The organism is Pseudomonas sp. PAMC 25886, from assembly GCF_000242655.1.
Classification (GTDB): domain Bacteria; phylum Pseudomonadota; class Gammaproteobacteria; order Pseudomonadales; family Pseudomonadaceae; genus Aquipseudomonas.
This window is the reverse complement of the sequence record NZ_AHHC01000008.1, coordinates 33930-55928: the sequence shown is the minus strand read 5'-3', so window position 1 is coordinate 55928 and position 21999 is coordinate 33930. Positions and strand designations below refer to the sequence as shown.

Below are 21999 nucleotides of genomic sequence, written 5' to 3'. Positions count from 1 at the left end.
CGATGGGGGCAACTCGGTCCCTCAGACTCACCCACCATGCCCAACCAACCCTGCCCCGACTGGGCCGAAGCCCTGCTCAACGGCTTCAGCCAGATTTTCCTGCAGCGCCACCCGCTGTGTGGCCTGCTCTGCCTGCTGGCGATCCTTGTCGGCGCCCCGGCCCTGCTCGGCGGCGCGCTGCTGGGTGGTGTCGCCGGGCTGCTGACCGCCCAACGCCGCGCCTATCCCAAGGCCGAGCGCCAGGCTGGCTTATATAGCTACAACGGCGTGCTGCTCGGCTTGCTGATCAGCCAGCACTTCACCTGGTCGGCACTGCTACCGCCGTTGATTCTCGCCTGCGGCGGCCTCAGCGCGATCCTTACTCGCCAATGGCTCAAACGCGCTGCCAACCCCGACGACCTGCCCGCCTACACCGTACCGTTTGTGGTACTCGGCTGGCTGCTGCTCGGCCCCGCTTCGCCCACCGCCTTCACCGCCAGCGAACCCGGCACCTGGGTACTGCTCTGCGCGCCATTTAAAGGGCTGGCCCAAGTGATCCTGCTGGACCAGCCCCTGGCCGGCCTGTTGATCGCCCTCGGCCTGCTGCTCGCCAGCCGCCGCGCCGCGTTGTGGGCGCTGGCCGGCGCCAGCCTCGGCGTACTGATTGCCCTGTTGATGGACGAACCCGCCAGCGCCCTGCTCGGGCTGCACAGCTATAACCCGGCGCTGGCCGCCCTGGCCCTCAGCCAGCATCGCCGCCAACCCTGGCTGCCGCTGATCGGCATTCTGCTGGCGATCATCCTCACACCCGGCTTCACCGGCCTGAACCTGCCCGCGCTGACCGCACCGTTTATCCTCGCCACCTGGCTGGTGCGCGCCAGTCATCGGGTGATGCAGAAAGCCCGCATGGACAGCCCGTTCGAATCACCCTAGGCTTCGCTGATCTTCAATTCAGGCGGGCTTTATGGACAGCAACAACGACTGGCGTCAGCGGCTCTACGTCATGGTATTCCAAAGCGACACCGTCGCCGGACGGCGCTTCGATGGCATCCTGCTGCTGATCATACTTGCCAGCCTGGTCATCGTGATGCTCGACAGCATCGACCAGATCCACCAGAACTACGCCGATGTGCTGGCCTACATCGAGTGGGGCTTCACCATCATTTTCGCCATCGAGTACGGGCTGCGGCTGTACTGTTCGCCCAAGCCGTTGCGCTATGCCTTCAGCTTTTATGGGCTGGTGGATTTGCTGGCCATCGTGCCCGGGATCCTGGCGTTGTATTACAGCGACGCGCAGTACCTGCTGATTATCCGGATCATCCGGATGCTGCGGATCTTCCGCGTGCTCAAGCTCGGGCCGTACCTTAAACAGGCCAACTACCTGATGTCGGCGCTGCGGGGCAGCAAGCAGAAGATCGTGGTGTTCCTGGTCAGCGTCTGCACCCTGGTGACGGTGTTCGGCACCTTGATGTACGTGATCGAAGGTCCGGAACACGGCTTTACCAGTATTCCCAAGGGCATCTATTGGGCGATCGTGACGCTGACCACCGTGGGCTTTGGCGACATCGTGCCGAAGACCCCGCTGGGCCAGGTGATTTCGTCGCTGGTGATGATTACCGGTTATTCGATCATCGCGGTGCCCACCGGGATCTTCACCGCCGAACTGGCCAACGCCATGCGCGGTGAGCAATTGCAAACGGATTGCCCGGTGTGCAAGAAAAACAGCCATGAGCCCAATGCGGCGTTTTGCTCACGGTGTGGCAGCGCGCTTTTCAAGAAACTGGAATAAGCAAAGTTCTTTTTAATCTTTAAGCGACTATGCGCCCCCCGTTATAGTCGCTGGCATATTGCCCCCATGCGTTTCAAAACCTTCTCGAACAACAAGGAATGAGCAGTGAAAAAACTCGTTAGTGCCTCTCTCCTGGCCGCCGGCCTCGCACTGGCTGGCGTCGTCCAGGCCGCCCCGGTCACCCTGCTCAACGTCTCCTATGACGTGATGCGCGACTTCTACAAGGACTACAACGCCGCCTTCCAGAAACACTGGGCGGCCGAGCATCCAGACGACAAGCTGACCCTGCAGATGTCCTTCGGTGGTTCGAGCAAACAAGCGCGCTCGGTGATCGACGGCCTGCCGGCTGACGTGATCACCATGAACATGGCCACCGACATCAATGCCCTGGCAGACAACGGCAAACTGGTGCCGGACAACTGGGTCACCCGCCTGCCGAACAACAGCGCGCCGTTCACCTCGGCCACGGTGTTCATCGTGCGCAAAGGCAACCCGAAAGCCCTGAAAGACTGGCCTGATTTGCTCAAGGATGGCGTGCAAGTCATCGTGCCGAACCCGAAAACCTCCGGTAATGGCCGCTACACCTACCTGTCGGCCTGGGGTTATGTACTGAAGAACGGCGGTGACGAGAACAAGGCCAAGAAGTTTGTCGGCGACCTGTTCAAACACGCGCCTGTGCTGGACACCGGTGGCCGTGCCGCTACCACCACGTTCATGACCAACCAGATCGGCGACGTGCTGGTGACGTTTGAGAACGAAGCCGAAATGATCGCCCGTGAATTCGGCCGTGATCAGTTCGAAGTGATCTACCCGAGCGTTTCCGCTGAAGCTGAGCCGCCGGTGTCGATCGTCGACAAAGTGGTCGAGAAAAAAGGCACCAAAGTGGCTGCCGAGGAATACCTGAAGTACCTGTGGTCGCCGGAAGGCCAGGAAATCGCTGCCAACAACTACCTGCGTCCACGTGACCCGAAAGTGCTGGCCAAGTACACCGACCGCTTCCCGAAAGTCGACTTCCTGTCGGTCGAGAAGACCTTTGGTGACTGGCGTACGGTGCAAAAGACCCACTTCAATGATGGCGGGATTTTTGACCAGATCTACAGCGGGCAGTAATCCGCGCTAACTGAAGAAATGCAGTCCGTGTGGGAGCTGGCTTTTGTGGGAGCTGGGCTTGCCCGCGATAGCCTCACCTCGGTTTGTCTGATAGACCGAGGTGCCTGCATCGCGGGCAAGCCCGGCTCCCACACAAGCCGGCTCCCACATTTGTTTCCGTGTTCAGCCGTTACATCGGCGGCGTCACACCATCTTTACCCGCAGAAATCGCCTGGGCCGTCACGCCCCCATCCGCGCCCTTCGCCGCAAACATCACCACCTTCACCCCAGGCTTCAGCAAGCTGCGATCACCCGGCTCAAGGTTGACGATCGGCACGTCATCCGGCACCACGATCTTCTGCTCGCCGCCCTTGTACTTCACGGTCAATGTCCGGCCCTTGCTCACCACCAGGTCACCCACGGTGCCGTTGGTCATGCTGCTGCCTTCCTTCAGGTCGAACGCACGGTGCCCGTCACCTGTGCCTGCCATGGCCGGCGGGAATACGTGGACTTCCAGCGCCGTCAGGGTGCCATCCGCGTTGGGCATGGCCGCCGACCCGATGTAACTGCCAGGCTTGATGTCTTCGATTTTGGCCAGGGTGACGGCGCGTACCAGGGTGTCCTTGGTCAGGTTCACGGTGACGTCCTCGCCGCTGTTGACCTTGACGTGCATCGCATCGCCGTCGATGGCGGTAATCGCACCCCGCACGCCCACACGCGGGGCATCCTGGGCCTGGGCGACGCCCACGGTCATCAGCGCGGCCAGGCTTGAGGCCAAGAGCATCTTGTTGAAAGTCATCTTCATGGCAGTCGATTTCCTGTTTATGCAGTTGTGACTGAATGTATCATCGACCTTCAGCCCGAAAGTTAACGTTTCAGTCATTAATGCCCGGCATGAGTGTTATCACCACAAACGGGCTACTCCCGCCCGGGGCCAGTCTTTATGCTCGCTCGCCTCTTTCCTTCGCTTTTATGAGAACACCATGAACGCTACGCCCCACGCTACAAGCACCATGACCCGAGGCATGGTGATGCTGTTTGCGTTCTGTTGCGGCGCCATCGTCGCCAACATCTACTACGCCCAACCGATCATCGAGCTGATTGCCCCGGACATCGGCCTCACGCCGGCCATGGCCAGCCTGATCGTGTCCCTGACCCAGATCGGCTATGCCTTGGGCCTGTTCTTCCTGGTGCCGCTGGGCGACCTGGTGGAAAATCGCCGGCTGATGATCATCACCACCGTGGTGGCCATCGCCAGCTTGCTGGGCGCAGCCTTCACCGAACAGCCGAACCTGTTCCTGCTGGTGTCGCTGCTGATCGGCTTCAGTTCGGTCTCGGTACAAATCCTGATTCCCCTGGCGGCGCACCTGGCACCGGCGGAATCCCGTGGCCGGGTGGTCGGCAGCATCATGGGCGGTTTGCTGCTGGGTATCCTGCTGGCCCGGCCTGTGTCCAGCGTGGTGGCTGACCACTTCGGCTGGCGCGCCATGTTCATGGCTGCCGCAGCCCTGATGGCGTTTATCAGCGTGGTGCTGATGCTGACCATCCCCAAGCGCCAACCCGATCACGCCGCCAGCTACGGCCAATTGCTGGGTTCCCTGGGCACCTTGCTGCGCCGCCAGCCGGTGCTGCGCCAGCGGGCGTTTTACCAGGGCTGCATGTTCGCTACTTTCAGCCTGTTCTGGACCGCTGCCCCACTGGAACTGTCCCGCAACCATGGCCTGAGCCAAAGCCAGATCGCCCTGTTTGCCCTAGTGGGTGCCCTCGGCGCCATCGCCGCCCCCATTGCCGGGCGCCTGGCGGATGCCGGCCACACCCACCGCGCCTCACTGCTGGCGATGCTGTTTGCGGCACTGAGCTTCCTGCCCGCCTTCGTGCACCCGCTGTACAGCGTGATTGGCCTGGCGGTCACCGGCGTGGTCCTGGACTTCTGCGTGCAAATGAACATGGTCCTCGGCCAACGCGCCATCTACGCCCTCGACGCCAACAGCCGCAGCCGGCTGAACGCGCTGTACATGACCAGCATCTTCATCGGCGGCGCCTTCGGCTCGGCGATTGCCAGCAGCGTGTACGAACACGGCGGCTGGCTGGGGGTGATGCTGGTGGGCAGCGCGTTCCCGCTGGTGGCATTGTTGCGGTTCCTGAGTGCATCGCGGCAAGGGGCGGTGGCCACCGCCTAGTCAACCTTACAACCGCACCAACTTCTCCAAAGCCGCATCCGCCAGAAATGACGAGCGGCTTTTTACTTTGTGCTCGCGCACATAGCGGTCGATACGCTGGATCACATAGCCGGGCAAGGTCACGTTGACCTTCTCGGTCTTGCCCAGATAGGGCGAAATGTCGAGTTCCAACATCCCCCAGCCCATCCCCGCGTATTCCTCATTGTCATGGTGGGCGGCCACCGACGTTGGCATCGGAATCACCCGACCTTCTGCCGCGATCTCCTGCAGCATGATGTGCGCCACCTCGACGGCGGCGTTGTACGCCTCTTCAAAGCTGTCCCCGGCGGTCACAGCGCCCGGAATATCGGGGATCTGAATACCGGTGGCGACAAAGTCATCGCCCCATTCGATACAGATTGGGTATTGCATGGCATCGCTCCCGCAGAATAAATAAATAACCCTAGAGTTATTTACTTCAGCACAGTGGCGTTCATTTCGGATTTTGAGTGTTTTACCAAATATTAGTAGAGCAGAGTCACTATTCCCGCAGGGCATAAATTCTATGTCAACCGACTGTCTTCTACTCTTATCCCAAAGACCCCATGATTCCCGAAACGCCACCGCCAAAAGGACATCCCGATGGACCGCCTCACCGCCATGGAAACCTTCGTCCACGTCGTCGAGACCGGCTCGTTTTCCTCTGCTGCCAAACGCATGGGCATTGGCCAGCCCGCCGTGTCCAAAGGCATTGCCCAACTGGAGGCCCGGCTGGCGGTCAGGCTGCTGATGCGTTCCACCCGGGGACTGACGCCCACCGAGGCGGGCCTGGCGTTTTTTGAGAAGGCCAAGCGCGCGGTCGACGAGGCCAACGATGCCGACGACGCCGCCCGGGGCGCCAGCAATGGGCTGTCGGGCACCCTGCGCATCAGCGCGGGCGTGACTTTTTGCCGTTTACAGATCATTCCCAACCTGGGGCCGTTCCTTGAGCAACACCCCGGCCTGAACGTCGACGTCGTACTCGACGACCGCCTGCTCAATCTGGTGGAAGAAGGTATCGACGTCGCACTGCGCATCGGCAACCTGAGTGACTCCGGCCTGACGGCCCGCAAGATTGGCCAAAGCCCCTGCCGGATTTTCGGCACGCCCGCCTACTTTGAACGCCATGGCGAACCCCGCTCCCCGGCAGACCTCCTGCACCACCAGGCGGTGATCTATAGCTTGAGCGAAAGCACCTGCTGGACCTTCACTCAAGGGGCCCATCAATACCCGGTGGTCGCTCACGGGCGCCTGCGCGTCACGTCCTCCGAAGGTATTCGCGCTGGTGTGCTGTCCCACCATGGCGTGGCGATGACCGCCGAATGGATGTTCATGCCGGAGATCGCCAGTGGCGAGGTCAAGGCAGTCCTCACCGACTGGGAACTGCCGCCACGGGACTTGTGGGCCGTGTTGCCCACAGGCCGGATGGTCAGTGCCAAGGCCCGGGCGTTTATCGAGTTTGTGGAGGGTGTGTTGCGCTGATCCTTACCCGTGAAAGCGCGGAATGCGCCCATTCAGAGACGGCCAGTAACTGAACGCACACGGGTTGCTCAGCAGACCTTGCTGACGACGCTGTAAATCCTGGATCGCCTGCGCGGCAATGCTGAGCGCGATTTTTTGACCCGGACACTGATGCCTTCCCAGGCCGAAACTGAAGGTTCGTCGTTGCTGGCGCTCGAGTAAAAATCGGTCGGGTTCCGGGTTCGCCGCAGGATCCCGATTGGCCGACGCCAGCAACACCAGCACAGTGTCTCCAGCCTCCAGAGTCCGGCCGCCAATGGTGCAGCGGCTGGCCACGAATCGTCGGGTGTTCTGCACCGGAGAATCGTAGCGAGCGACCTCCTCGACCAACGCCATGGTGAGGGTCGGCGTACGCTGGACGAGTTCCAGCAGATCGGGGCGCCGATGCAGTGTGACCAAGGTGTTGCCGATAAGGCCTGCACTGGCTTCGCAGGTCTGTGACAGCAGCCCGATCAGATTGGCGATCAATGCGTCAGGGGCTTCCCAGGTACTGGCTTCGTAGTTGCGAAGGATGTGCTCCCGCAACCCTGTTTGCGCCAGTAACCCGCTGAACATTTCCCTTAGCCGGCTCGCCCCAGTGTGCGCATCGCGGATCTGAGTCTCACTGCTCAGCGGTGAAAGGCAGGCGACAAAATCACGTGTCATCCGGGCGACTTCCCCCAGTTGGTCGCCTGGAAAACCCAGCCAATGCGCGACTGCCGACACCGGTAACGTGAACATGAATTCGTTCAAATCAGCCGCCGGGGGACCGATGCGGGTTATGACATCCGCAGTCACCACCGAAGCCAACGCAGGCTCGATGACCGCCCTGGGGCACCGATGGCCAGCGCCTTCATTCATGCGCATCAATGACGCAAACACCTGCCCCGCCGCGCCTTGCGCAATAGCTGCAGGCACCAGCTCATGCAGCGGCCGCACCCGGCAATAGGGATGCGTCAGAACGGCCTCGACCGTCCTGGCAGTGCTGGCGATCCATAGCCCGAGACCTTCATCGAACAGCAGCTCGCCGTTGAGCCTCAAGCCTGCGTAATACTCATAAGGGTTGTTGTGTGTCGCAGCTTCCAGCGGGGTCATTCAGTACATCCTGTGCCTAAAGAACCGCTACTATCTGCCACCGCACACGGCAACGATTCGTTCAGGAACGAAATATGAATGCCCACCACGAAGACTCTGCCCTCTCCCGGGTCGCCGGCGCGATTGCGGAACCTGCACGGACCAAAATGCTTTGCGCACTGATGGACGGCCATGCGCGCACCAGCACCGAAATGGCAGTCATCGCCGAGGTCAGCGCCTCCACCGCCAGCGCCCACTTGGCCAGGCTCAAGGATGACGGGCTGGTGAAGCTGCATACTCAGGGCCGGCATCGGTATTACAGCCTCGCAGGCCCTCACGTTGCCCAGGTGATTGAAGCGCTGATGGTGATCAGCCAAAACACTGCAACGGCGTTCGTTGCAACCACGCCCAATCGCTTGCAGTTCGCACGGACCTGCTACGACCACATGGCCGGGACGTTGGCCGTGCGCCTGCATGACCATTTCATCGAGGCCGGCTGGCTGATGGGTGATGGCACGTACCAGCTCACTGTGGACGGTGAAAAAGCGATGACCGAATTGGGTATTGATGTGCAAGCGCTTCGCGTCCAGCGGCGTCGTTTCGCCTGCTCGTGCCTGGACTGGAGCATGCGCCGCCCACATTTGGCCGGGGCGCTGGGGGCGGCTTTTCTGCAAAGCGTGATCAGCCGCCAGTGGGTCACCCAGGACCTGGATAGTCGTGCGCTTGGGCTTACGCCAAAGGGGCGAAAAGCACTGACAGTCCAGTTTGGAATAAAGCTTTGAGAACGATGGAGGCTCAATGTGGCGAGTTCAACAGTTGGGTTAAATCACCCTGCCATCCCAGCCCACGGTCACGTTGCGCGGCAACTCGCGCCGATGCTGCATCAACCACGCATCCAGCGTATGCCCCACATGGGTCAGCACACCCAACTCGGCGCCGACGTCCTCGATGCACTGCAACGCCAGCGTCAGGTCATTGTGATTACGCGGCGCCTGCGGCTGGGGCGGCATGGAGCAGTCGAGTACCAGCACATCCAGCGGTTCGCGTTGCAGCCAGGCACTGGTGGCGGGTGGCAGGCCGACGGTGTCGGTGAGGTAGGCAATGCGCCGCCCTTCGCCTTCCAGCAGATAACCCAATGTGGGTTTGGAATGCAGCAGCGGCAACGCGGTGACGCTCAGTTCACCAAACCGGCGGGTTTCAAACTCGCCAAACGGCTGGCTGAAATCCAGGATGCCGGGGTGCTTGTACAGGTCGGACAAACCTTGCGCATCCACCGGCCCATGCACCGGAATCACCAGGCCCTGACCCCAGCGCAAATGCAGCAGGCCTTGGGCGTGATCGGCATGGTAATGGGTCTGGAAAATCCCATTGAAGCTGCGCGGCGGGAAGCGTTCGGTGAGGTCGGGCAAGCCGCTGTCGATCAACCAGCGCTGGTCGCCGCACTCGATCAACGCGCTGCACGGGCGGCGCCGCAGGCTCTCGTCACTGCGGGCCAGACCACAGGCGGCGCACTCACAGCCATACACCGGGACTTGCCGCGCATCGCCGGTGCCCAGCAGCGTCAGGCGCATGCGGATTGCCCGTCGAGGCAGCGAAGCAGGCGCTCGACCGTGTGTTCCAACTGGCCGGAGTTGTCGAGCAGGAATACGTCCGGTGCACTGCTCAAGCCCTCGGCGAATCGCGCATTGCGCGCCAGCCGCTGATCGATATCGTCCAGGGATTCGCGGCCCCGCGCCAACAAGCGCTGGCGCAACACCGCCTGGTCCACCGTCAGCAACACCACCAGCAGGTTCGGGTAACGCAGCCGGGTCTGCGCCAGATGGCCGCGAGAGCCGTTGACCAGCACGTCGTGCCCCGCCGCCAGCCACTCATCAATCTCCCGGGGGATGCCATAGGACAACCCGTTGGCGTGCCAGCAGAGGGCAAACGCGCCCTCGGCCTCCAGCGCGGCAAACTGCGCCGGGCTCACACCCTGCGCGGCTTCGCCCACCGCTTCTGCCGAGCGGGTGATGACCCGCCGCACAATGCGGCAGCCACGCTCGGCCAAACGCGGTCGTGCGGCATCCAGCAGGCTGTCCTTGCCCGAACCCGATGGTCCGATGAGATAGATCAACCTGCCCGCCATCAAAACACCCTCTTCGCTTGTCGCCAGACTTGTTGGACCACTGGCAGTCCGTCGCGGCTTTTTTTCGCTTGCACCAGGTCGGCCCGCAGGCCCAGGGCGATTTCGCCGCGATCGTCCAGGCCCGCGGCGTGTGCCGGCGCCAGGCTGATCATCTTCACCGCCCGGGAAAGATCGCCGCCGTCCTGCTGATCGGCCAGCACGAAGGCCGCCTGCAGCAAGCTGGCCGGGTAGTAGTCACTGGAAAGTATATCCAGCAATCCCTCGGCAGCCAGGCCGGCGGCGGCCACATTACCCGAGTGGGACCCGCCACGCACCACGTTCGGCGCGCCCATCAGCACTTTCATGTTCAGCGCCTGGCAGCCACGGGCGGCTTCCAGGGTCGTGGGGAACTCCGCGATGGTCATGCCGTAGCGCGCCGACTCCTCGACATGCGCCAACGTCGCGTCGTCATGACTGGCCACCGACAGCCCGCGCGCCAGGCAATGCTCGACGATCGCCGCACGGTAACGGTCGCTGTACTGCCTGGAGTTGGCCATTTGCAGCACGATGAATGCGTCCATGGTCTCGTCGTTCAGGTGGTACTTGCCCATGTAGTACTCACGGTACTTGGATTCGAGCACGAACTGGCGCTGGCCCGGCGAATGGTCCATCACCGACACCAGGCGCACCAGCGGGTTTTCCACCAGGTCGCGGAACACGCTCAACGTGTCCGGGTGGCACAGCTCGCAACGCAGGTGCAGGTGGTGTTCGGCGCGGGTCAGTCCAGCGCCTTCTGCCGAGGCGATGGCATCGAGCATCGCCGGCAGTTTTTTCATGCGGTTGCCCTTGGGATTCACATCGCCGATGGACACCGCGTCGAACACCGTGGTGATGCCGGCCGCGATGATCTGCGCATCATGGCTGAGCACCGCCGAGGTCGACGGCCAGTCCACGCCGGGGCGCGGGGTCATGTGTTTTTCCAGGTTGTCGGTGTGCAATTCCACAAGGCCCGGCAGCAGGAAATCACCGCCCAGGTCCTGGGCCTGGGGCAGTTGGCTGCGGCCTTCGGCGATGTCGACGATCAGCCCGTCACGCAGCACCACGCTGCCAAGGAACATGCGCTCAGCCGTCACCAGCTGGGCATTACTGAGGATCTTTTCAGCGGGCATGGGCGTATTCCTCTTGGGCAACAGGCGCGGGGGTCATGTCGAAATGGCGGTCGGCGACCGCTTCACGGGCGGCGCGGTCGTGGAAGATGCCGATCAATGCAGCACCGGCGGCCTTGGCTTCGTTCATCAGTTCCAGCACCACCTGGCGGTTGCTGTCATCGAGGGATGCGGTGGGTTCGTCCAGCAGCATCACCGGCCAGGCCACCATGAAGCCGCGGGCGATGTTGACCCGTTGCTGCTCGCCACCGGAGAAGGTGCCGGGCGCGAGCTGCCACAACCGCTGGGGGATGTTCAGGCGCGTCAGCAGGTGTTCGGCGCGTGACTGGGCATTGGCCTTCGACCAGCCACGGGCCAGGGCTGGCGCCATCACCACGTCCAGGCAAGCCACACGCGGGATCACCCGTAGAAACTGGCTGACGTAGCCCAGGGTCTGCTGGCGTACCTGCAGAATGTCCCGGGGCTCTGCACCGACCAGCTCCAGCCACTCACCGGCATGCTGCACACGGATGCTGCCGCCCGCCGGCAGATAGTTGCCGTACAGGGTACGCAGCAACGTGCTTTTACCGGCGCCTGACTGGCCGTGCAGCACCAGGCACTCACCGCCCTTCACACTGAATTCCACCCCGCGCAGCACGTTCAGCACCACGCCGTTCTGCTGGTGCAAGGTGAAGGTTTTCGAGAGGTCACGGACCTCGATCAAGGCATTCGTCATGGCTGCAATACCGAAGACACCAGCAGTTGAGAGTAAGGGTGCTGCGGATCGTCGAGGATCTGGTCCGTCAGCCCGGATTCCACCACCCGCGAACGGCGCATCACCATCAGGCGATCGGCCAGCAGACGCGCCACGGCGAGGTCGTGGGTCACGATCACCACGGCCAAATCCAGCTCGCGCACGAGGCCGCGCAACAGGTCGAGCAAGCGCGCTTGCACCGACACATCCAGGCCGCCGGTGGGTTCGTCCATAAAGACCAGGCGCGGGCTGGAGACGAGGTTGCGGGCGATTTGCAGGCGCTGCTGCATGCCGCCGGAGAAGGTCCGGGGCAAGTCGTCGATGCGCTGCGGGTCGATTTCCACCTGGCCCAGCCAGTCGAGACCGGCACCGCGCAGTTGCTGGTAATTGCGTACGCCCTGGGCCATCAGGCGCTCGCCGATGTTGGCGCCGGCCGAGACGCCCATGCGCAAGCCATCCCGTGGGTTTTGCTCGACAAAGCCCCATTCGGTGCGCAGCAAGGTGCGGCGTTCAGCTTCGCTGGCGCTGTACAGATCCAGCCATTCGCCGTCCTTGCCGCGATAGCCGATGTTGCCGGCCTGCGGCGGCAAACGCCCGCTGAGCAACGAGAGCAAGGTGGATTTACCCGAGCCGGATTCGCCGACAATCCCCAGCACTTCGCCGGGGTACAAATCGAAGCTGACGTCCTGGCAACCCTTCTCCGGGCCGTAGAGCAAAGACAGGTCACGTACGTGTAGCAAAGGCTGGCTCACTGGTTGTTCTCCTTGACCCGCTGGGCGCAATACCAGGTGTCGGAACACACGAAACTCTGGGTACCCGCGTCGTCCAGAATCAGCTCATCGAGGAACGATTCATGGCTGCCGCAGATGGCGCAGTTGTGCTCCCACTTCTGCACTTCGAACGGGTGGTCTTCAAAGTCCAGGCTGGTGACCTGGGTGTACGGCGGCACCGCGTACAGGCGCTTTTCGCGACCGGCACCGAACAGCATCAGCGCCGGGCTCATGTCGAGTTTCGGGTTGTCGAATTTCGGGATCGGCGATGGGTCCATCACGTAGCGCTCGTCCACCATCACCGGGTAGGCGTAGCTGGTGGCGATATGGCCGAAGGTGGCGATGTCTTCGTAGAGCTTTACGTGCATCACCCCGTAGTCATTGAGGGCGTGCATGGTGCGGGTCTCGGTTTCCGACGGTTCGATAAAGCGCAGCGGCTCCGGGATCGGCACCTGGTAGACCATGATCTGGTCAGCCTGCAACGGGGTTTCCGGAATGCGGTGGCGGGTCTGGATCACCGTGGCGTCCGGGGTGCTTTCGGTGGTGGCAACCCCCGCCGTGCGCGCAAAAAAGCGCCGGATCGACACGGCGTTGGTGGTGTCGTCGGCGCCCTGGTCGATGACCTTGAGCACGTCATCGGCCCCCAGAATCGCGGCGGTCAGTTGCATGCCACCGGTGCCCCAACCGTAAGGCAGCGGCATCTCGCGGCCACCAAACGGCACCTGGTAACCGGGGATCGCCACGGCCTTGAGCAAGGCACGCCGGATCATGCGTTTGGTCTGCTCATCGAGGTAGGCGAAGTTGTACGCCGGGTCGCGCGCAGGCGTTTGAGTCAGGTCATTCATGGCGGGTGCCCTCGGCCGGTTGGCGCAGTTTGCGGATCAGTTCCAGCTCGGACTGGAAGTCCACGTAGTGAGGCAATTTGAGGTGGGAAACGAAGCCCGCCGCTTCGACGTTGTCGCAGTGGGACAACACGAATTCTTCCTGCTGGGCCGGCGAGACGATCTCTTCGTTGAACTCGCTGGCCCGCAGCGAGCGGTCCACCAGGGCCATGCCCATGGCCTTGCGCTCGGCATGCCCGAACGCCAAACCGTAGCCCCGGGTGAACTGCGCCAGCTCGGTGGCCGAACCGACGAACTGGTTGACCATCTCGCACTCGGTGACTTCGATGCTGCCCAGGCAGATCGGGAAACCCAGCTCTTGCGGGTCGATCCACACCTCGACATCACCGATGCGAATCTCGCCGGCGAACGGGTGGTTGCGGCCGTAACCGCGCTGGGTGGAGTAACCCAGCGCCAGCAGGAAACCTTCATCACCACGGGCCAGGGCTTGCAGGCGCTGGGCACGGTTGGCCGGGTATTCCAGCGGGTCGCGGGTGATGTCGGCGACGCTGCCGCTGTCGTCGGATTCGTTCTTGATCAGACCTTCTTTAGCCAGCAAACCCAGGACTCTCGGGCACGCCTCCAGGGTCGCATCCGGCGTGGTGTGCGGGCCCGGGTATTCACCTTCGGCCAGCAGCGCGAAGTCCAGCAGGCGATGGGTGTAGTCGAAGGTCGGGCCCAGCAGTTGCCCGCCCGGAACGTCCTTGAACGTCGCCGACAAACGCCGGCTCAGGGACATCTGCGCGGTATCGATCGGCAGGCTCGGGCTGAAGCGCGGCAACGTGGTGCGGTAGGCCCGCAGCAGGAAGATCGCTTCCACCAGGTCCCCCGCCGCTTGCTTGATCGCCAGCGCGGCCAGTTCGGTGTCGTACAGCGAGCCCTCGCTCATCACCCTGGCGACCGCCAGTGGCAGTTGCTCGCGGATCTGCTCCACGCTCAGCTCAGGAACAGACGTATCGCCCCGGCGTTTTTTCGCCAGCAGACGGTGTGCATTGTCGATGGCCTGTTCGCCACCCTTGACGGCTACGTACATCAGGCACGCTCCTGTGCAATTCGGGTACTGCGGGGCAGGCCGATCAGGTGATGGCCGGCGGCGAACAACACGTCCAGGCCACGGGGAAACGTCTCGCGGCGCTGGCGTTCCAGCCAGAAGGCCTGGGGCACCGGCAGGTTGACCTGACGCTGGGTCTTGATCCCCGGGCCGTGCCAGTTCAAGGCACGACCGGCTTCCAGGTCGGTCAACTGAACCAGCAACGTGCAGGACTGATCGGGGTAGCGATCGTTGCCGTGGTCGAAGCCGCTGAGGTCGAGCAGGTCCTGTTCACCGAGCAAGGCGAACGCGGCCTCTTCCCGGCGCGGGGTCAGCGGGCAGCCGCAATGGAACGCCAGGTTGGCGCGAATCAGCGACGTGTCGAAACTCGGCGCCAGCCACAGCGGCGTGTCCGTATCCAGCAACGCCAGGCACAGTGCATAGGTGGCCGGTGCCAGGCCTTCAAGGCTGGGGGCAGCGGGCAAGGACTGGATCAAACCGGGCTCGGCGAGGGCCTTGAGGGCCCCGCGAAAACCGCGCTGGGCGTCCAGCACCGGGTCTACAAACGCCGGTTGCAAGCGTTGGGCATTCATCAGTTTTCTCCTCGAACCAGGGTGAAAAACTCGACCTTGGTGGCGGCGGTATCGGCCTCTTTTTGCGCCCGGCGTTCGGCTTGCGCGTTGGCCAACGAGCGGATCAGATCGCTGAGCCAGAGACTCGGGTGCGCGCCCTGCAAATGCGCATCTGCCAGTGCCGCCAGTTCGGCATGGACCTTGTCACGCCCGGCCAAATAGCTGTAGCCGGTGCGGCCGTCAGCCAGGCGCACCACGCAACGGGTCACGCTCATTTCGCCGACGTTGAACGGCGCGCCATTGCCGCCCATGCGGCCGCGCACCAGGGTCATGCCGATTTCCGGGGCGCGGATCAGTTGGTAATCCACGTCGCGCAGAGCGTCTTCATGGGGCAGCAATTCACTGCGAAAGGCGCGGGCGAGCACGCCGATCCAGTGTTGACGCGGGGACAGGTTCATCAGGGTCTCCATCAGGTCACCACTTGGTACTGGAAGCGATCCGAACGGCTGGTGGACTGCGCCAGCTCCACCGGGCGGCCGTCGCGATCGCGGGAAAGGGTAAATACGGTGAGCGCCGGCAAATGCCGGGGCATCAGCAGCAGCGCGGCTTCGTCGCGGTTGGGCAACCGCGCGCCGATCAGGCTTTGGGTGCGGGTCAACGGCATGTCGCGTTCACGCAGGTAGTGGCGCAGCGAGCCACCGTTGTAGTCCGCCAGCAGCGGCGCATGGCTGGCGCAGTAGCGGTGGCGGATCAGGCTGACCGGCTGGTGGTCGAGCTTGCGCAGGGTTTGCAGCTCGATCATCGGCGCCATCTCGGCGATACCCAGTTGTTGCGCCTCGTCGCGACTGGCGAAGCAGTAACGGCGCTTGAGCAACAGCGCTTCCACGCCTACGCCCTGGGCCGACAACGACTGGCTGTAGGAGGTCTCGGCGCCCATCGGGTAAATCAGCGGGCGGTCGAGCACTTGCGTGCCCTTGCCCTGGCGGCGCAACAGGCTGCCTTCGAACACCAACTCGTCGATGGCGCGGCGCAGGGTGTGGCGGTTCACGCCAAAGCGTTCGGCCAATTGCACCTCGCCCGGCAGGAAGTCGCCGGCGTGATAGCTGCTCAGTTCACGGCGCAGGATATCGGCGAGTTCGCGGTACACCGGCTCATCTTGTCTAGACAACTGCATGCTTAAAAAAAAGCGCCCTGGGGCACCCCTCCGTCGTCAGATGAACTGCTTGCGCAGGCGTTGGGACAGCACGTCGATACAGCTCACCACCACGATGATCACCAGCAGCACCGCGCAGGTCTGAACGAACTGAAAGGCGCGGATGTTCTCCCACAGGATCACGCCGATACCGCCGGCACCGACCATCCCCACCACCGTCGCCGAACGCACGTTGGCCTCGAATCGGTAGAGCGCGTAGGACACCCACAGCGGCATCACTTGCGGGATCACGCCGTAGATCACCTCTTGCAGGGCACTGGCGCCGGTGGCTCGGACGCCTTCAACGGGGCCGGGGTCGATGGCTTCGACGGCTTCGGCAAACAGCTTGGCGAGCACGCCGGTGGTGCTGATCCACAAGGCCAGGACACCGGCAAAAGGACCGAGGCCGACCGCGACCACGAACAACATCGCGAAGACCATTTCGTTGATTGAACGGAACGCATCCATCACCCGACGCAACGGCTGGTGAATCCACCAGGGCGTGATGTTCTCGGCGCACAGAATGCCCAGCGGCACCGAGCAGACAATCGCCAGCACCGTGCCCCAGAGGGCGATCTGCACGGTGACGATCATCTCCTTGAGGTAGGAGCGCCATTCGTGGAAGTCCGGCGGGAAGAAGTCGGCGGCGAAGGTCGCCATGTTTCCGGAGTCGCGGTACAGCGCCAGCGGGTTCATTTCGGCGCCGTGCCAGGCCCAGGCCAGCAGGACGAGGAACAGGCCCCAGCCCAGGTATTGCGGCCAAGTCCTTTTGCCTACTGCTTCAGCATGCAAGGTAGTCATGGGTCACTCTCAATAAGTGTGTGGGCAAGGCTTATATGGGAGCCGGGCTTGCCCGCGATAGGATCGACTCGGTTTTACTGTCAGACCGAGTTGCCTGCATCGCGGGCAAGCCCGGCTCCCACACAAGCCCGGGCCTACAGGGGGTTAGCCGTTGGCTGCGGTCTTCTTGTCCAGTTCGGTGATGCGCTCTTGCAGCTTGGCGAGGTCGGCGTCGATGTCGGCGAGTTTCTTGGCCTTGTCGGCGGCTTCCAGGTGGTCGTCGGCGCTGATGGTGGTGCGCTGCTTGAACAGCTCCAGCTGGCGGATCGGCAACAGCTGGTCGTCGCTGGACTTGAGGAACTTGCCCAGTTGCATGTTCTTCAGCACGGCCTTCTCTTCGTCGGTGTCACCGTAGTTGGCGAAGAAATCGCGGATCTTGGTCTTCTCGCTGTCGCTCAGGGCCTTGCTCCACACCATCGGGTCGGCCGGGATCAGCGGCGATTTCCAGATCACTTTGAGCATGGCGGCCTTGTCCGGCTGGGTGACTTCCAGGCGGTCCCAGCTTTCAGTGTTGAAGGTGGCGACGTCCAACTGCCCTTTGGCCACGCTCAGTGCGTTGACTTCATGGCTGGAGTTGAGGGTGCGTTTGAAGGCGGTGGCAGCGTCGATGTGGTTCTTGGCGAACACGTAGTAACCGGGTACCAGGTAGCCCGAGGTGGAGTTCGGGTCACCGTTGCCGAAGGTCAGGTTCTTGGCGTTCTTGAGCATGTCATCGACGTTGTTGATCGGGCTGTCCTTGCGCACGATCAGCACGCTCCAGTAACCGGCGGCACCGTTGGCGGCGGCGGTCTGGGCGAAGATTTCGCCGTTGGAGCGGTCCACCGCTTCCATTGCCGCCTTGTTGCCCAGCCAGGCCACGTCGACCTTGTTAAAGCGCATGCCCTGGATCAGGCCGGCGTAGTCGGAGGCGAAGGTGGCGTTGATGGTGAGGCCGGTCTTCTTGTGCATGTCATCCAAAAATGGCTGCCAGATGCTCTTGAGGTTCTGCGAAGACTCGGTGGACATGATGCCGAAATTGATCGCCTTGTCGGCGGCCTGGGCATTGCCCATGGCCACGCTGGCTAGCAGGACTGCGGACAGAAACACATGACCGATACGGTTCAACATGGAGAGGATTCCTGTGGGTCGTTGTTGGGGTTTCAAGCGCGGGCCAGGGCCAACTGAACGGGGACGACAGTTGTGCGGGTCTGGTCGGAAAACATCAGGCTGGTGTCGACGTCGGCACCGTACAAATCATTGAGGAACTGGCTGCTCAGCTCACTTGCGTGGCCGTCGAAATGAATCCGCCCGCCCTTGAGCGCCACGGCTCGGGGGCAATAACGCATGGCGTAATCCACCTGGTGCAGGGTGACCACCACGGTCTTGCCGTCGCGGCCATTGATGTCGGCGAGGATCTCCATGACCTTGCGCGCCGATTCCGGGTCGAGCGAGGCGATGGGTTCATCGGCCAGAATTACTTCGGCGCGCTGGGTCAGGGCCCGGGCGATCGCCACGCGTTGTTGCTGACCACCGGACAAAGTAGAGGCACGTTGTCCGGCGAGATCCGCCAGGCCGACGCGGGCCAGGGATTCCATGGCGAACTGTTTTTCCTCGGCATTGAACAAACCGAGGTTGCCGCGCCAGCGCGGCATGCGGCCCAGGCAACCGAGCAGCACGTTGTCGAGCACACTCAGGCGATTGACCAGGTTGAACTGCTGGAAGATATAGCCGATGTCGGAGCGCAGGCGCCGCACCTTGCCATTCAACCGGCCGCTGGCCTGCACTTCCCGGCCCAGCACCTTGACGCTGCCGCCGTTGCTCTTGTCGCAACAGGCCAGGCCCGCGAGGTGGCGCAGCAAGGTGGACTTGCCGGAGCCGGAAGCGCCAATCAGCGCGACCATCTCACCGGTGGCCACGGTGAGTTCGAGGTCGACCAGTGCGGACTTCTTCGCAAAGGTCTTGTTCAGATGATCGACATGGATAGCTGGAGTCATGGGCTTCTCTGTCTGGTTGAACAGCCGTCCGTGGCTGCGTTTGAGTTCAAACGACAGTAGGCGCGGGCTGTGTCAGCCCTATGACTTGCACATGTCCGGAGTAAAACCGTTTGATGAAGGTTTGATGAAAGGTTGGAGCGGGATGCAGGACTTGATCGAGGCCGAAAACCAGCAGGCGAGCAATCCCGCTCCCACATTTTGATTTTCGTCAGGCTCACATTTCCCGGTGCTATGCGATCGTTCCCATGCTCTGCGTGGGAATGCCGCCTCGGACGCTCTGCGTCCAGCTGGCGAGGCAAGGTTCAAGTCTTGTGCAGTGGTGACGCGGAGCGTCACGGGATGCATTCCCACGCAGAGCGTGGGAACGATCGAAATACGTGAACTGGGCACTTGGCACTCAGCGTCCACGGGGCATACATGGGCCTTTCACCAATGCCAGGTCGCGGAAGAGCTACCAGATACCTGGACGCATTTTGCAGAGGATGATGGCGGCCACGAGTTCCAGTTCTTCTGGCACTCACTAGCGAGCGAACCGTCGGAGGAGTGGCATCAGGTGTTTAAAGATGCCTTGAAGTTTCTAAAACCGCGCCTTGCCGAAATCTGACTGGCAACATAAATCCAATGTGGGAGCGGGCTTGCTGTGGTGAGGGGGCTTGTCCCCCGTCGGGTTCACTACAGATTGATGGGGCTGCTTCGCAGCCCAGCGCGGGACAAGCCCGCTCACCACAGCAAGCCCGCTCACCACAGCACGCCCGCTCCCACATTTTGATCTTCATCAGGTTCAAATTCGTCGGTGTTATTGGGCGGTGCGCGCTCGCAACCGCGGCATCACAAAATCCAGAAACGCGCGCAACTTCAGCGGCAACGGTGACTGCCCTTTGTGCACCAAACTAATGGGCAATGGCGCCGACTCGAATGCTTCAAGCACCACCGCCAGTGTCTCTTCCCGCAGCGCATCCGCCACCTGATACGACAATACCCGAATCACCCCGACCCCCAATGTCGCCGCCGCAATCGCCGCTTCCGCGGTGTTGACCGACAACCGCGAGTGCACCGGCACCGAGACCCCGGTTTTACCCGCGCCAAATCCCCACGCCCCTTGCGACGCCAGCACTTCAAAGGTGATGCAGTCATGCCCTGCCAAGTCCTGAGGCTCAGCCGGAACGCCGCGAGCCGCCAGGTAAGCCGGGCTGGCACACACCACGCGCCGCACCGCCCCCACTTGCATGGCCTTGAGCGAGCTGTCGGGCAGCTCGCCAATCCGCAGGGCCACGTCGCAGTGCTCTTCCATCAGGTGCACAACCCGGTCGGTGAGGATCAGGTTGATGTCGATCTCCGGGTACTGCGCCAGAAATTCCGCCACCACCGGCACGAGGTGCAGCCGCCCGAAGACCACCGGTGCAGTGACCACCAGCTCGCCCCGGGGCTGGGAATATTCGCCAGTGGCCGCGCGCTCGGCCTCGCCGATGTCTTCAAGAATGCGCCGGCACGCGTCGAGGTAGGAGGCGCCCGCATCGGTCAACGACAGCTGGCGCGTGGTGCGGTGCAGCAGGCGGGTTTTCAGGTGCGTTTCCAGTTCGGCCACCTTGCGACTGACGCTGGCCAGCGGCATGTCGAGGCGCCGCGCCGCAGCGGTCAGGCTGCCCGCATCAACCACGGCAACGAAGATGGACATGGATTCAAGGCGGTTCATGGCAACCTATCAAATTCTGGAAGGATGATTCCAAATCCTAGGGGATTATCCTGCCAAGCGCGAGTGCGTAACGTTGGCCACTCATCTCCGTCCCCCGGAGACCTGCATTGAAGGAGAGCGCCGTGAGTGGCCAACCGATGACATCCCAACCTTCCACAGCGCCTGCGGTTGCGCCGCGCGGCAAGATCATCATGATGGCGGTGATCGCCGGCGCGGTGATCACCAATATTTACTGTACCCAGCCGATTTTGCCGTTGATTGCCTCGGACTTGGGCGTGGACGTGCCCACCGTCGACCTGGTGGCCGGTTCCGCCCTGCTGGGGTTTGCCACCGGTCTCGCGTTGCTGTTGCCGATGGGCGACCGCTTTGACCGGCGCAAACTGGTGCTGGGGCAAATCGCGCTGGCGTTCTGTTTCGCCCTGGCGGCGGCGTTTTCACCGGGTATCTGGGCGCTGGTCGCGGCGTCATTTGGCTTGGGGATTGTGAGCTGTGTGCCGCAGCAACTGGTGCCGTTCGCGGCGGTGATGTCGCAGCCTCATGAACGTGGGCGCAACGTGGGCACGGTGGTTAGCGGGATCATGGTCGGCATTCTGCTGGGGCGCACGATCGCCGGCGTGGTCGGTGAGGCTTATGGCTGGCGGGCGGTGTACGCGATGGAAGCGGCCTTCATGATCCCTGTGTGGATCGGCGCTGCCAGGTTGCTGCCACGGGGCGTGCCGAGCACCAACCTGTCCTACCCTCGTCTGCTGGCCTCACTGTGGCCGCTGATGCGCGACAACAGCCCGATCCGCCAATCAATGATGGTGCAGGCGTTGTTGTGGGCTTGCTTCAATGCGTTCTGGGTGAACCTGGCGGCGTTGCTGGCCCACGGGCCGTGGCAGCTGGGCAGCGCGTGGGCCGGCGGTTTCGGGATCATCGGTGCGGCGGGTGCGCTGGCGGCATCACTCGGTGGACGGGCGTCGGACCGGTTGGGTTCGCGCAAGGTGATTGGGGCGAGTATCGGGATTGTGACCTTGGCGTTCCTGCTGCTGGCGGGCGCGCAAACTTCGATTATCTGGCTGGTGCTGGGAGTGATCGTGCTGGATATCGGTGTGCAGTCGGGGTTGGTGTCGAACCAGACGCGGGCGTTTGCGGTAGACCCGAAAGCCCAGGGCCGCATCAATAGTTTGTACATGACCGCGACGTTTTTTGGCGGTGCGGTGGGGGCCACGGTCAGCGGCTGGTTGATGGCCCGTTTGGGCTGGATGGGGATTGTGGAGTTTGGGGTGATGCTGGGGGTGATTGCGGGGGTGATCCATTGGATCAGTGGCGCAGGCCAGGCCGAATATCAACAACAGTAGAGGTCCTGTGGGAGCCGGGCTTGCCCGCGATGGCGGTGTGTCAGCAACCACTTCATAACCTGATACACCGCTATCG

At 62.7% G+C, this 21999-nt stretch carries 24 protein-coding genes and 1 pseudogene; 8 read left to right on the top strand and 17 right to left on the bottom strand.

What is annotated here, in order from left to right; genetic code table 11:
- Positions 1-36: 36 nt before the first annotated feature.
- From MUM_RS0101485 to MUM_RS0101475, 3 genes are all read left to right on the top strand, one after another.
- Positions 37-912, top strand: coding sequence for an urea transporter (locus tag MUM_RS0101485; protein WP_010166205.1), 876 nt, complete (start codon positions 37-39; stop codon positions 910-912).
- A 31-nt stretch (positions 913-943) separates the two neighbouring features.
- On the top strand, positions 944-1768 hold the full coding sequence (locus MUM_RS0101480) for an ion transporter (protein ID WP_010166204.1): 825 nt from the start codon (positions 944-946) through the stop codon (positions 1766-1768).
- A 105-nt stretch (positions 1769-1873) separates the two neighbouring features.
- Positions 1874-2878: a sulfate ABC transporter substrate-binding protein gene (locus MUM_RS0101475; protein ID WP_010166202.1), complete on the top strand. Its 1005-nt coding sequence runs from the start codon at positions 1874-1876 to the stop codon at positions 2876-2878.
- 169 nt (positions 2879-3047) lie between these two features.
- Here MUM_RS0101475 and MUM_RS0101470 read toward each other — a convergent pair whose 3' ends face one another.
- A complete protein-coding gene (locus tag MUM_RS0101470) occupies positions 3048-3662 on the bottom strand; it encodes a DUF5666 domain-containing protein (RefSeq protein WP_010166199.1) in 615 nt (204 codons plus the stop codon).
- Positions 3663-3840: 178 nt separating this feature from the next.
- Between MUM_RS0101470 and MUM_RS0101465 the strand changes: the two genes are divergently transcribed.
- Positions 3841-5037, top strand: a complete 1197-nt coding sequence (locus MUM_RS0101465) for an MFS transporter (RefSeq protein WP_029615730.1) — start codon at positions 3841-3843, stop codon at positions 5035-5037.
- 6 nt (positions 5038-5043) lie between these two features.
- Here the strand turns inward: MUM_RS0101465 and MUM_RS0101460 are convergent, their stop codons facing one another.
- Entirely contained in the window at positions 5044-5448 is a 405-nt protein-coding gene (locus MUM_RS0101460; protein WP_010166194.1) for a type II toxin-antitoxin system HicB family antitoxin, read from the bottom strand.
- Between the two features lie 210 nt (positions 5449-5658).
- On the opposite strand from MUM_RS0101460, the gene MUM_RS0101455 reads away from it, so the two are divergent.
- Entirely contained in the window at positions 5659-6537 is an 879-nt protein-coding gene (locus MUM_RS0101455) for a LysR family transcriptional regulator (RefSeq protein ID WP_010166192.1), read from the top strand.
- Between the two features lie 3 nt (positions 6538-6540).
- Here the strand turns inward: MUM_RS0101455 and MUM_RS0101450 are convergent, their stop codons facing one another.
- Positions 6541-7650: a cytochrome P450 gene (locus MUM_RS0101450; protein WP_010166191.1), complete on the bottom strand. Its 1110-nt coding sequence runs from the start codon at positions 7648-7650 to the stop codon at positions 6541-6543.
- 74 nt (positions 7651-7724) lie between these two features.
- On the opposite strand from MUM_RS0101450, the gene MUM_RS01000000132370 reads away from it, so the two are divergent.
- Positions 7725-8411 (top strand): ArsR/SmtB family transcription factor, encoded by a 687-nt coding sequence (locus tag MUM_RS01000000132370; protein ID WP_010166189.1) that lies wholly within the window; start codon positions 7725-7727, stop codon positions 8409-8411.
- 39 nt (positions 8412-8450) lie between these two features.
- Here the strand turns inward: MUM_RS01000000132370 and phnP are convergent, their stop codons facing one another.
- The 13 genes from phnP to phnC form a co-directional block, all read right to left on the bottom strand.
- Positions 8451-9200, bottom strand: a complete 750-nt coding sequence (phnP, locus tag MUM_RS0101440; RefSeq protein ID WP_010166187.1) for a phosphonate metabolism protein PhnP — start codon at positions 9198-9200, stop codon at positions 8451-8453.
- Positions 9191-9754, bottom strand: coding sequence for a phosphonate metabolism protein/1,5-bisphosphokinase (PRPP-forming) PhnN (gene phnN / locus MUM_RS0101435; RefSeq protein ID WP_010166185.1), 564 nt, complete (start codon positions 9752-9754; stop codon positions 9191-9193). Before phnN ends, phnP begins: the two co-directional genes overlap by 10 nt.
- Positions 9754-10902, bottom strand: coding sequence for an alpha-D-ribose 1-methylphosphonate 5-triphosphate diphosphatase (locus MUM_RS0101430; protein WP_010166183.1), 1149 nt, complete (start codon positions 10900-10902; stop codon positions 9754-9756). The genes phnN and MUM_RS0101430 overlap by 1 nt, the downstream gene beginning before the upstream one ends.
- Positions 10892-11614, bottom strand: a complete 723-nt coding sequence (gene phnL / locus MUM_RS0101425; RefSeq protein WP_010166181.1) for a phosphonate C-P lyase system protein PhnL — start codon at positions 11612-11614, stop codon at positions 10892-10894. Before phnL ends, MUM_RS0101430 begins: the two co-directional genes overlap by 11 nt.
- The gene (gene phnK / locus MUM_RS0101420) at positions 11611-12420 is read right to left on the bottom strand and encodes a phosphonate C-P lyase system protein PhnK (RefSeq protein WP_085989900.1); all 810 of its coding nucleotides are present in this window, start codon (positions 12418-12420) and stop codon (positions 11611-11613) included. The genes phnL and phnK overlap by 4 nt, the downstream gene beginning before the upstream one ends.
- Positions 12381-13247 (bottom strand): alpha-D-ribose 1-methylphosphonate 5-phosphate C-P-lyase PhnJ, encoded by an 867-nt coding sequence (locus tag MUM_RS0101415; RefSeq protein WP_010166177.1) that lies wholly within the window; start codon positions 13245-13247, stop codon positions 12381-12383. The genes phnK and MUM_RS0101415 overlap by 40 nt, the downstream gene beginning before the upstream one ends.
- Complete coding sequence (locus MUM_RS0101410) at positions 13240-14316, bottom strand: carbon-phosphorus lyase complex subunit PhnI (RefSeq protein WP_010166175.1); 1077 nt, start codon at positions 14314-14316, stop codon at positions 13240-13242. The genes MUM_RS0101415 and MUM_RS0101410 overlap by 8 nt, the downstream gene beginning before the upstream one ends.
- Entirely contained in the window at positions 14316-14906 is a 591-nt protein-coding gene (gene phnH, locus MUM_RS0101405; protein WP_010166173.1) for a phosphonate C-P lyase system protein PhnH, read from the bottom strand. Before phnH ends, MUM_RS0101410 begins: the two co-directional genes overlap by 1 nt.
- Complete coding sequence (gene phnG / locus MUM_RS0101400) at positions 14906-15343, bottom strand: phosphonate C-P lyase system protein PhnG (protein ID WP_032881727.1); 438 nt, start codon at positions 15341-15343, stop codon at positions 14906-14908. The genes phnH and phnG overlap by 1 nt, the downstream gene beginning before the upstream one ends.
- An 11-nt stretch (positions 15344-15354) precedes the next feature.
- Positions 15355-16059 (bottom strand): phosphonate metabolism transcriptional regulator PhnF, encoded by a 705-nt coding sequence (phnF, locus tag MUM_RS0101395; protein ID WP_169385942.1) that lies wholly within the window; start codon positions 16057-16059, stop codon positions 15355-15357.
- A gap of 36 nt (positions 16060-16095) precedes the next feature.
- Positions 16096-16878: a phosphonate ABC transporter, permease protein PhnE gene (gene phnE / locus MUM_RS0101390; protein ID WP_010166166.1), complete on the bottom strand. Its 783-nt coding sequence runs from the start codon at positions 16876-16878 to the stop codon at positions 16096-16098.
- 144 nt (positions 16879-17022) lie between these two features.
- Positions 17023-18024, bottom strand: coding sequence for a phosphonate ABC transporter substrate-binding protein (phnD, locus tag MUM_RS0101385; RefSeq protein WP_010166165.1), 1002 nt, complete (start codon positions 18022-18024; stop codon positions 17023-17025).
- Positions 18025-18056: 32 nt separating this feature from the next.
- Positions 18057-18890 carry a phosphonate ABC transporter ATP-binding protein gene (gene phnC, locus MUM_RS0101380; RefSeq protein ID WP_010166163.1) on the bottom strand — a complete coding sequence of 278 codons (834 nt, stop codon included), beginning with the start codon at positions 18888-18890 and terminating at the stop codon, positions 18057-18059.
- A gap of 376 nt (positions 18891-19266) precedes the next feature.
- Between phnC and MUM_RS1000000134675 the strand changes: the two are divergent.
- Positions 19267-19494: pseudogene (locus tag MUM_RS1000000134675) on the top strand (DNA mismatch repair protein MutT); the annotation flags it as partial.
- A 192-nt stretch (positions 19495-19686) separates the two neighbouring features.
- On the opposite strand, the gene MUM_RS0101365 reads toward MUM_RS1000000134675, so the two are convergent.
- Entirely contained in the window at positions 19687-20583 is an 897-nt protein-coding gene (locus tag MUM_RS0101365; protein ID WP_010166157.1) for a LysR family transcriptional regulator, read from the bottom strand.
- 137 nt (positions 20584-20720) lie between these two features.
- On the opposite strand from MUM_RS0101365, the gene MUM_RS0101360 reads away from it, so the two are divergent.
- Entirely contained in the window at positions 20721-21923 is a 1203-nt protein-coding gene (locus MUM_RS0101360) for an MFS transporter (protein WP_010166155.1), read from the top strand.
- The last annotated feature ends 76 nt before the right edge of the window (positions 21924-21999 follow it).

Bases quoted from the DNA above. Each gene is read 5' to 3' on its own strand.
- phnC (WP_010166163.1), bottom strand. From the start codon at position 18,890: ATGACTCCAGCTATCCATGTCGATCATCTGAACAAGACCTTTGCGAAG.
- phnH (WP_010166173.1), bottom strand. From the start codon at position 14,906: ATGAATGCCCAACGCTTGCAACCGGCGTTTGTAGACCCGGTGCTGGAC.
- MUM_RS0101430 (WP_010166183.1), bottom strand. From the start codon at position 10,902: ATGCCCGCTGAAAAGATCCTCAGTAATGCCCAGCTGGTGACGGCTGAG.
- MUM_RS0101360 (WP_010166155.1), top strand. From the start codon at position 20,721: ATGACATCCCAACCTTCCACAGCGCCTGCGGTTGCGCCGCGCGGCAAG.
- MUM_RS0101410 (WP_010166175.1), bottom strand. From the start codon at position 14,316: ATGTACGTAGCCGTCAAGGGTGGCGAACAGGCCATCGACAATGCACAC.
- MUM_RS0101450 (WP_010166191.1), bottom strand. From the start codon at position 7,650: ATGACCCCGCTGGAAGCTGCGACACACAACAACCCTTATGAGTATTAC.
- MUM_RS01000000132370 (WP_010166189.1), top strand. From the start codon at position 7,725: ATGAATGCCCACCACGAAGACTCTGCCCTCTCCCGGGTCGCCGGCGCG.
- MUM_RS0101415 (WP_010166177.1), bottom strand. From the start codon at position 13,247: ATGAATGACCTGACTCAAACGCCTGCGCGCGACCCGGCGTACAACTTC.
- MUM_RS0101460 (WP_010166194.1), bottom strand. From the start codon at position 5,448: ATGCAATACCCAATCTGTATCGAATGGGGCGATGACTTTGTCGCCACC.
- MUM_RS0101455 (WP_010166192.1), top strand. From the start codon at position 5,659: ATGGACCGCCTCACCGCCATGGAAACCTTCGTCCACGTCGTCGAGACC.
- phnN (WP_010166185.1), bottom strand. From the start codon at position 9,754: ATGGCGGGCAGGTTGATCTATCTCATCGGACCATCGGGTTCGGGCAAG.
- MUM_RS0101470 (WP_010166199.1), bottom strand. From the start codon at position 3,662: ATGAAGATGACTTTCAACAAGATGCTCTTGGCCTCAAGCCTGGCCGCG.
- phnE (WP_010166166.1), bottom strand. From the start codon at position 16,878: ATGACTACCTTGCATGCTGAAGCAGTAGGCAAAAGGACTTGGCCGCAA.
- phnD (WP_010166165.1), bottom strand. From the start codon at position 18,024: ATGTTGAACCGTATCGGTCATGTGTTTCTGTCCGCAGTCCTGCTAGCC.
- MUM_RS0101365 (WP_010166157.1), bottom strand. From the start codon at position 20,583: ATGAACCGCCTTGAATCCATGTCCATCTTCGTTGCCGTGGTTGATGCG.
- phnP (WP_010166187.1), bottom strand. From the start codon at position 9,200: ATGCGCCTGACGCTGCTGGGCACCGGCGATGCGCGGCAAGTCCCGGTG.
- phnL (WP_010166181.1), bottom strand. From the start codon at position 11,614: ATGACGAATGCCTTGATCGAGGTCCGTGACCTCTCGAAAACCTTCACC.
- phnF (WP_169385942.1), bottom strand. From the start codon at position 16,059: ATGCAGTTGTCTAGACAAGATGAGCCGGTGTACCGCGAACTCGCCGAT.
- MUM_RS0101465 (WP_029615730.1), top strand. From the start codon at position 3,841: ATGAACGCTACGCCCCACGCTACAAGCACCATGACCCGAGGCATGGTG.
- MUM_RS0101485 (WP_010166205.1), top strand. From the start codon at position 37: ATGCCCAACCAACCCTGCCCCGACTGGGCCGAAGCCCTGCTCAACGGC.
- phnG (WP_032881727.1), bottom strand. From the start codon at position 15,343: ATGAACCTGTCCCCGCGTCAACACTGGATCGGCGTGCTCGCCCGCGCC.
- MUM_RS0101480 (WP_010166204.1), top strand. From the start codon at position 944: ATGGACAGCAACAACGACTGGCGTCAGCGGCTCTACGTCATGGTATTC.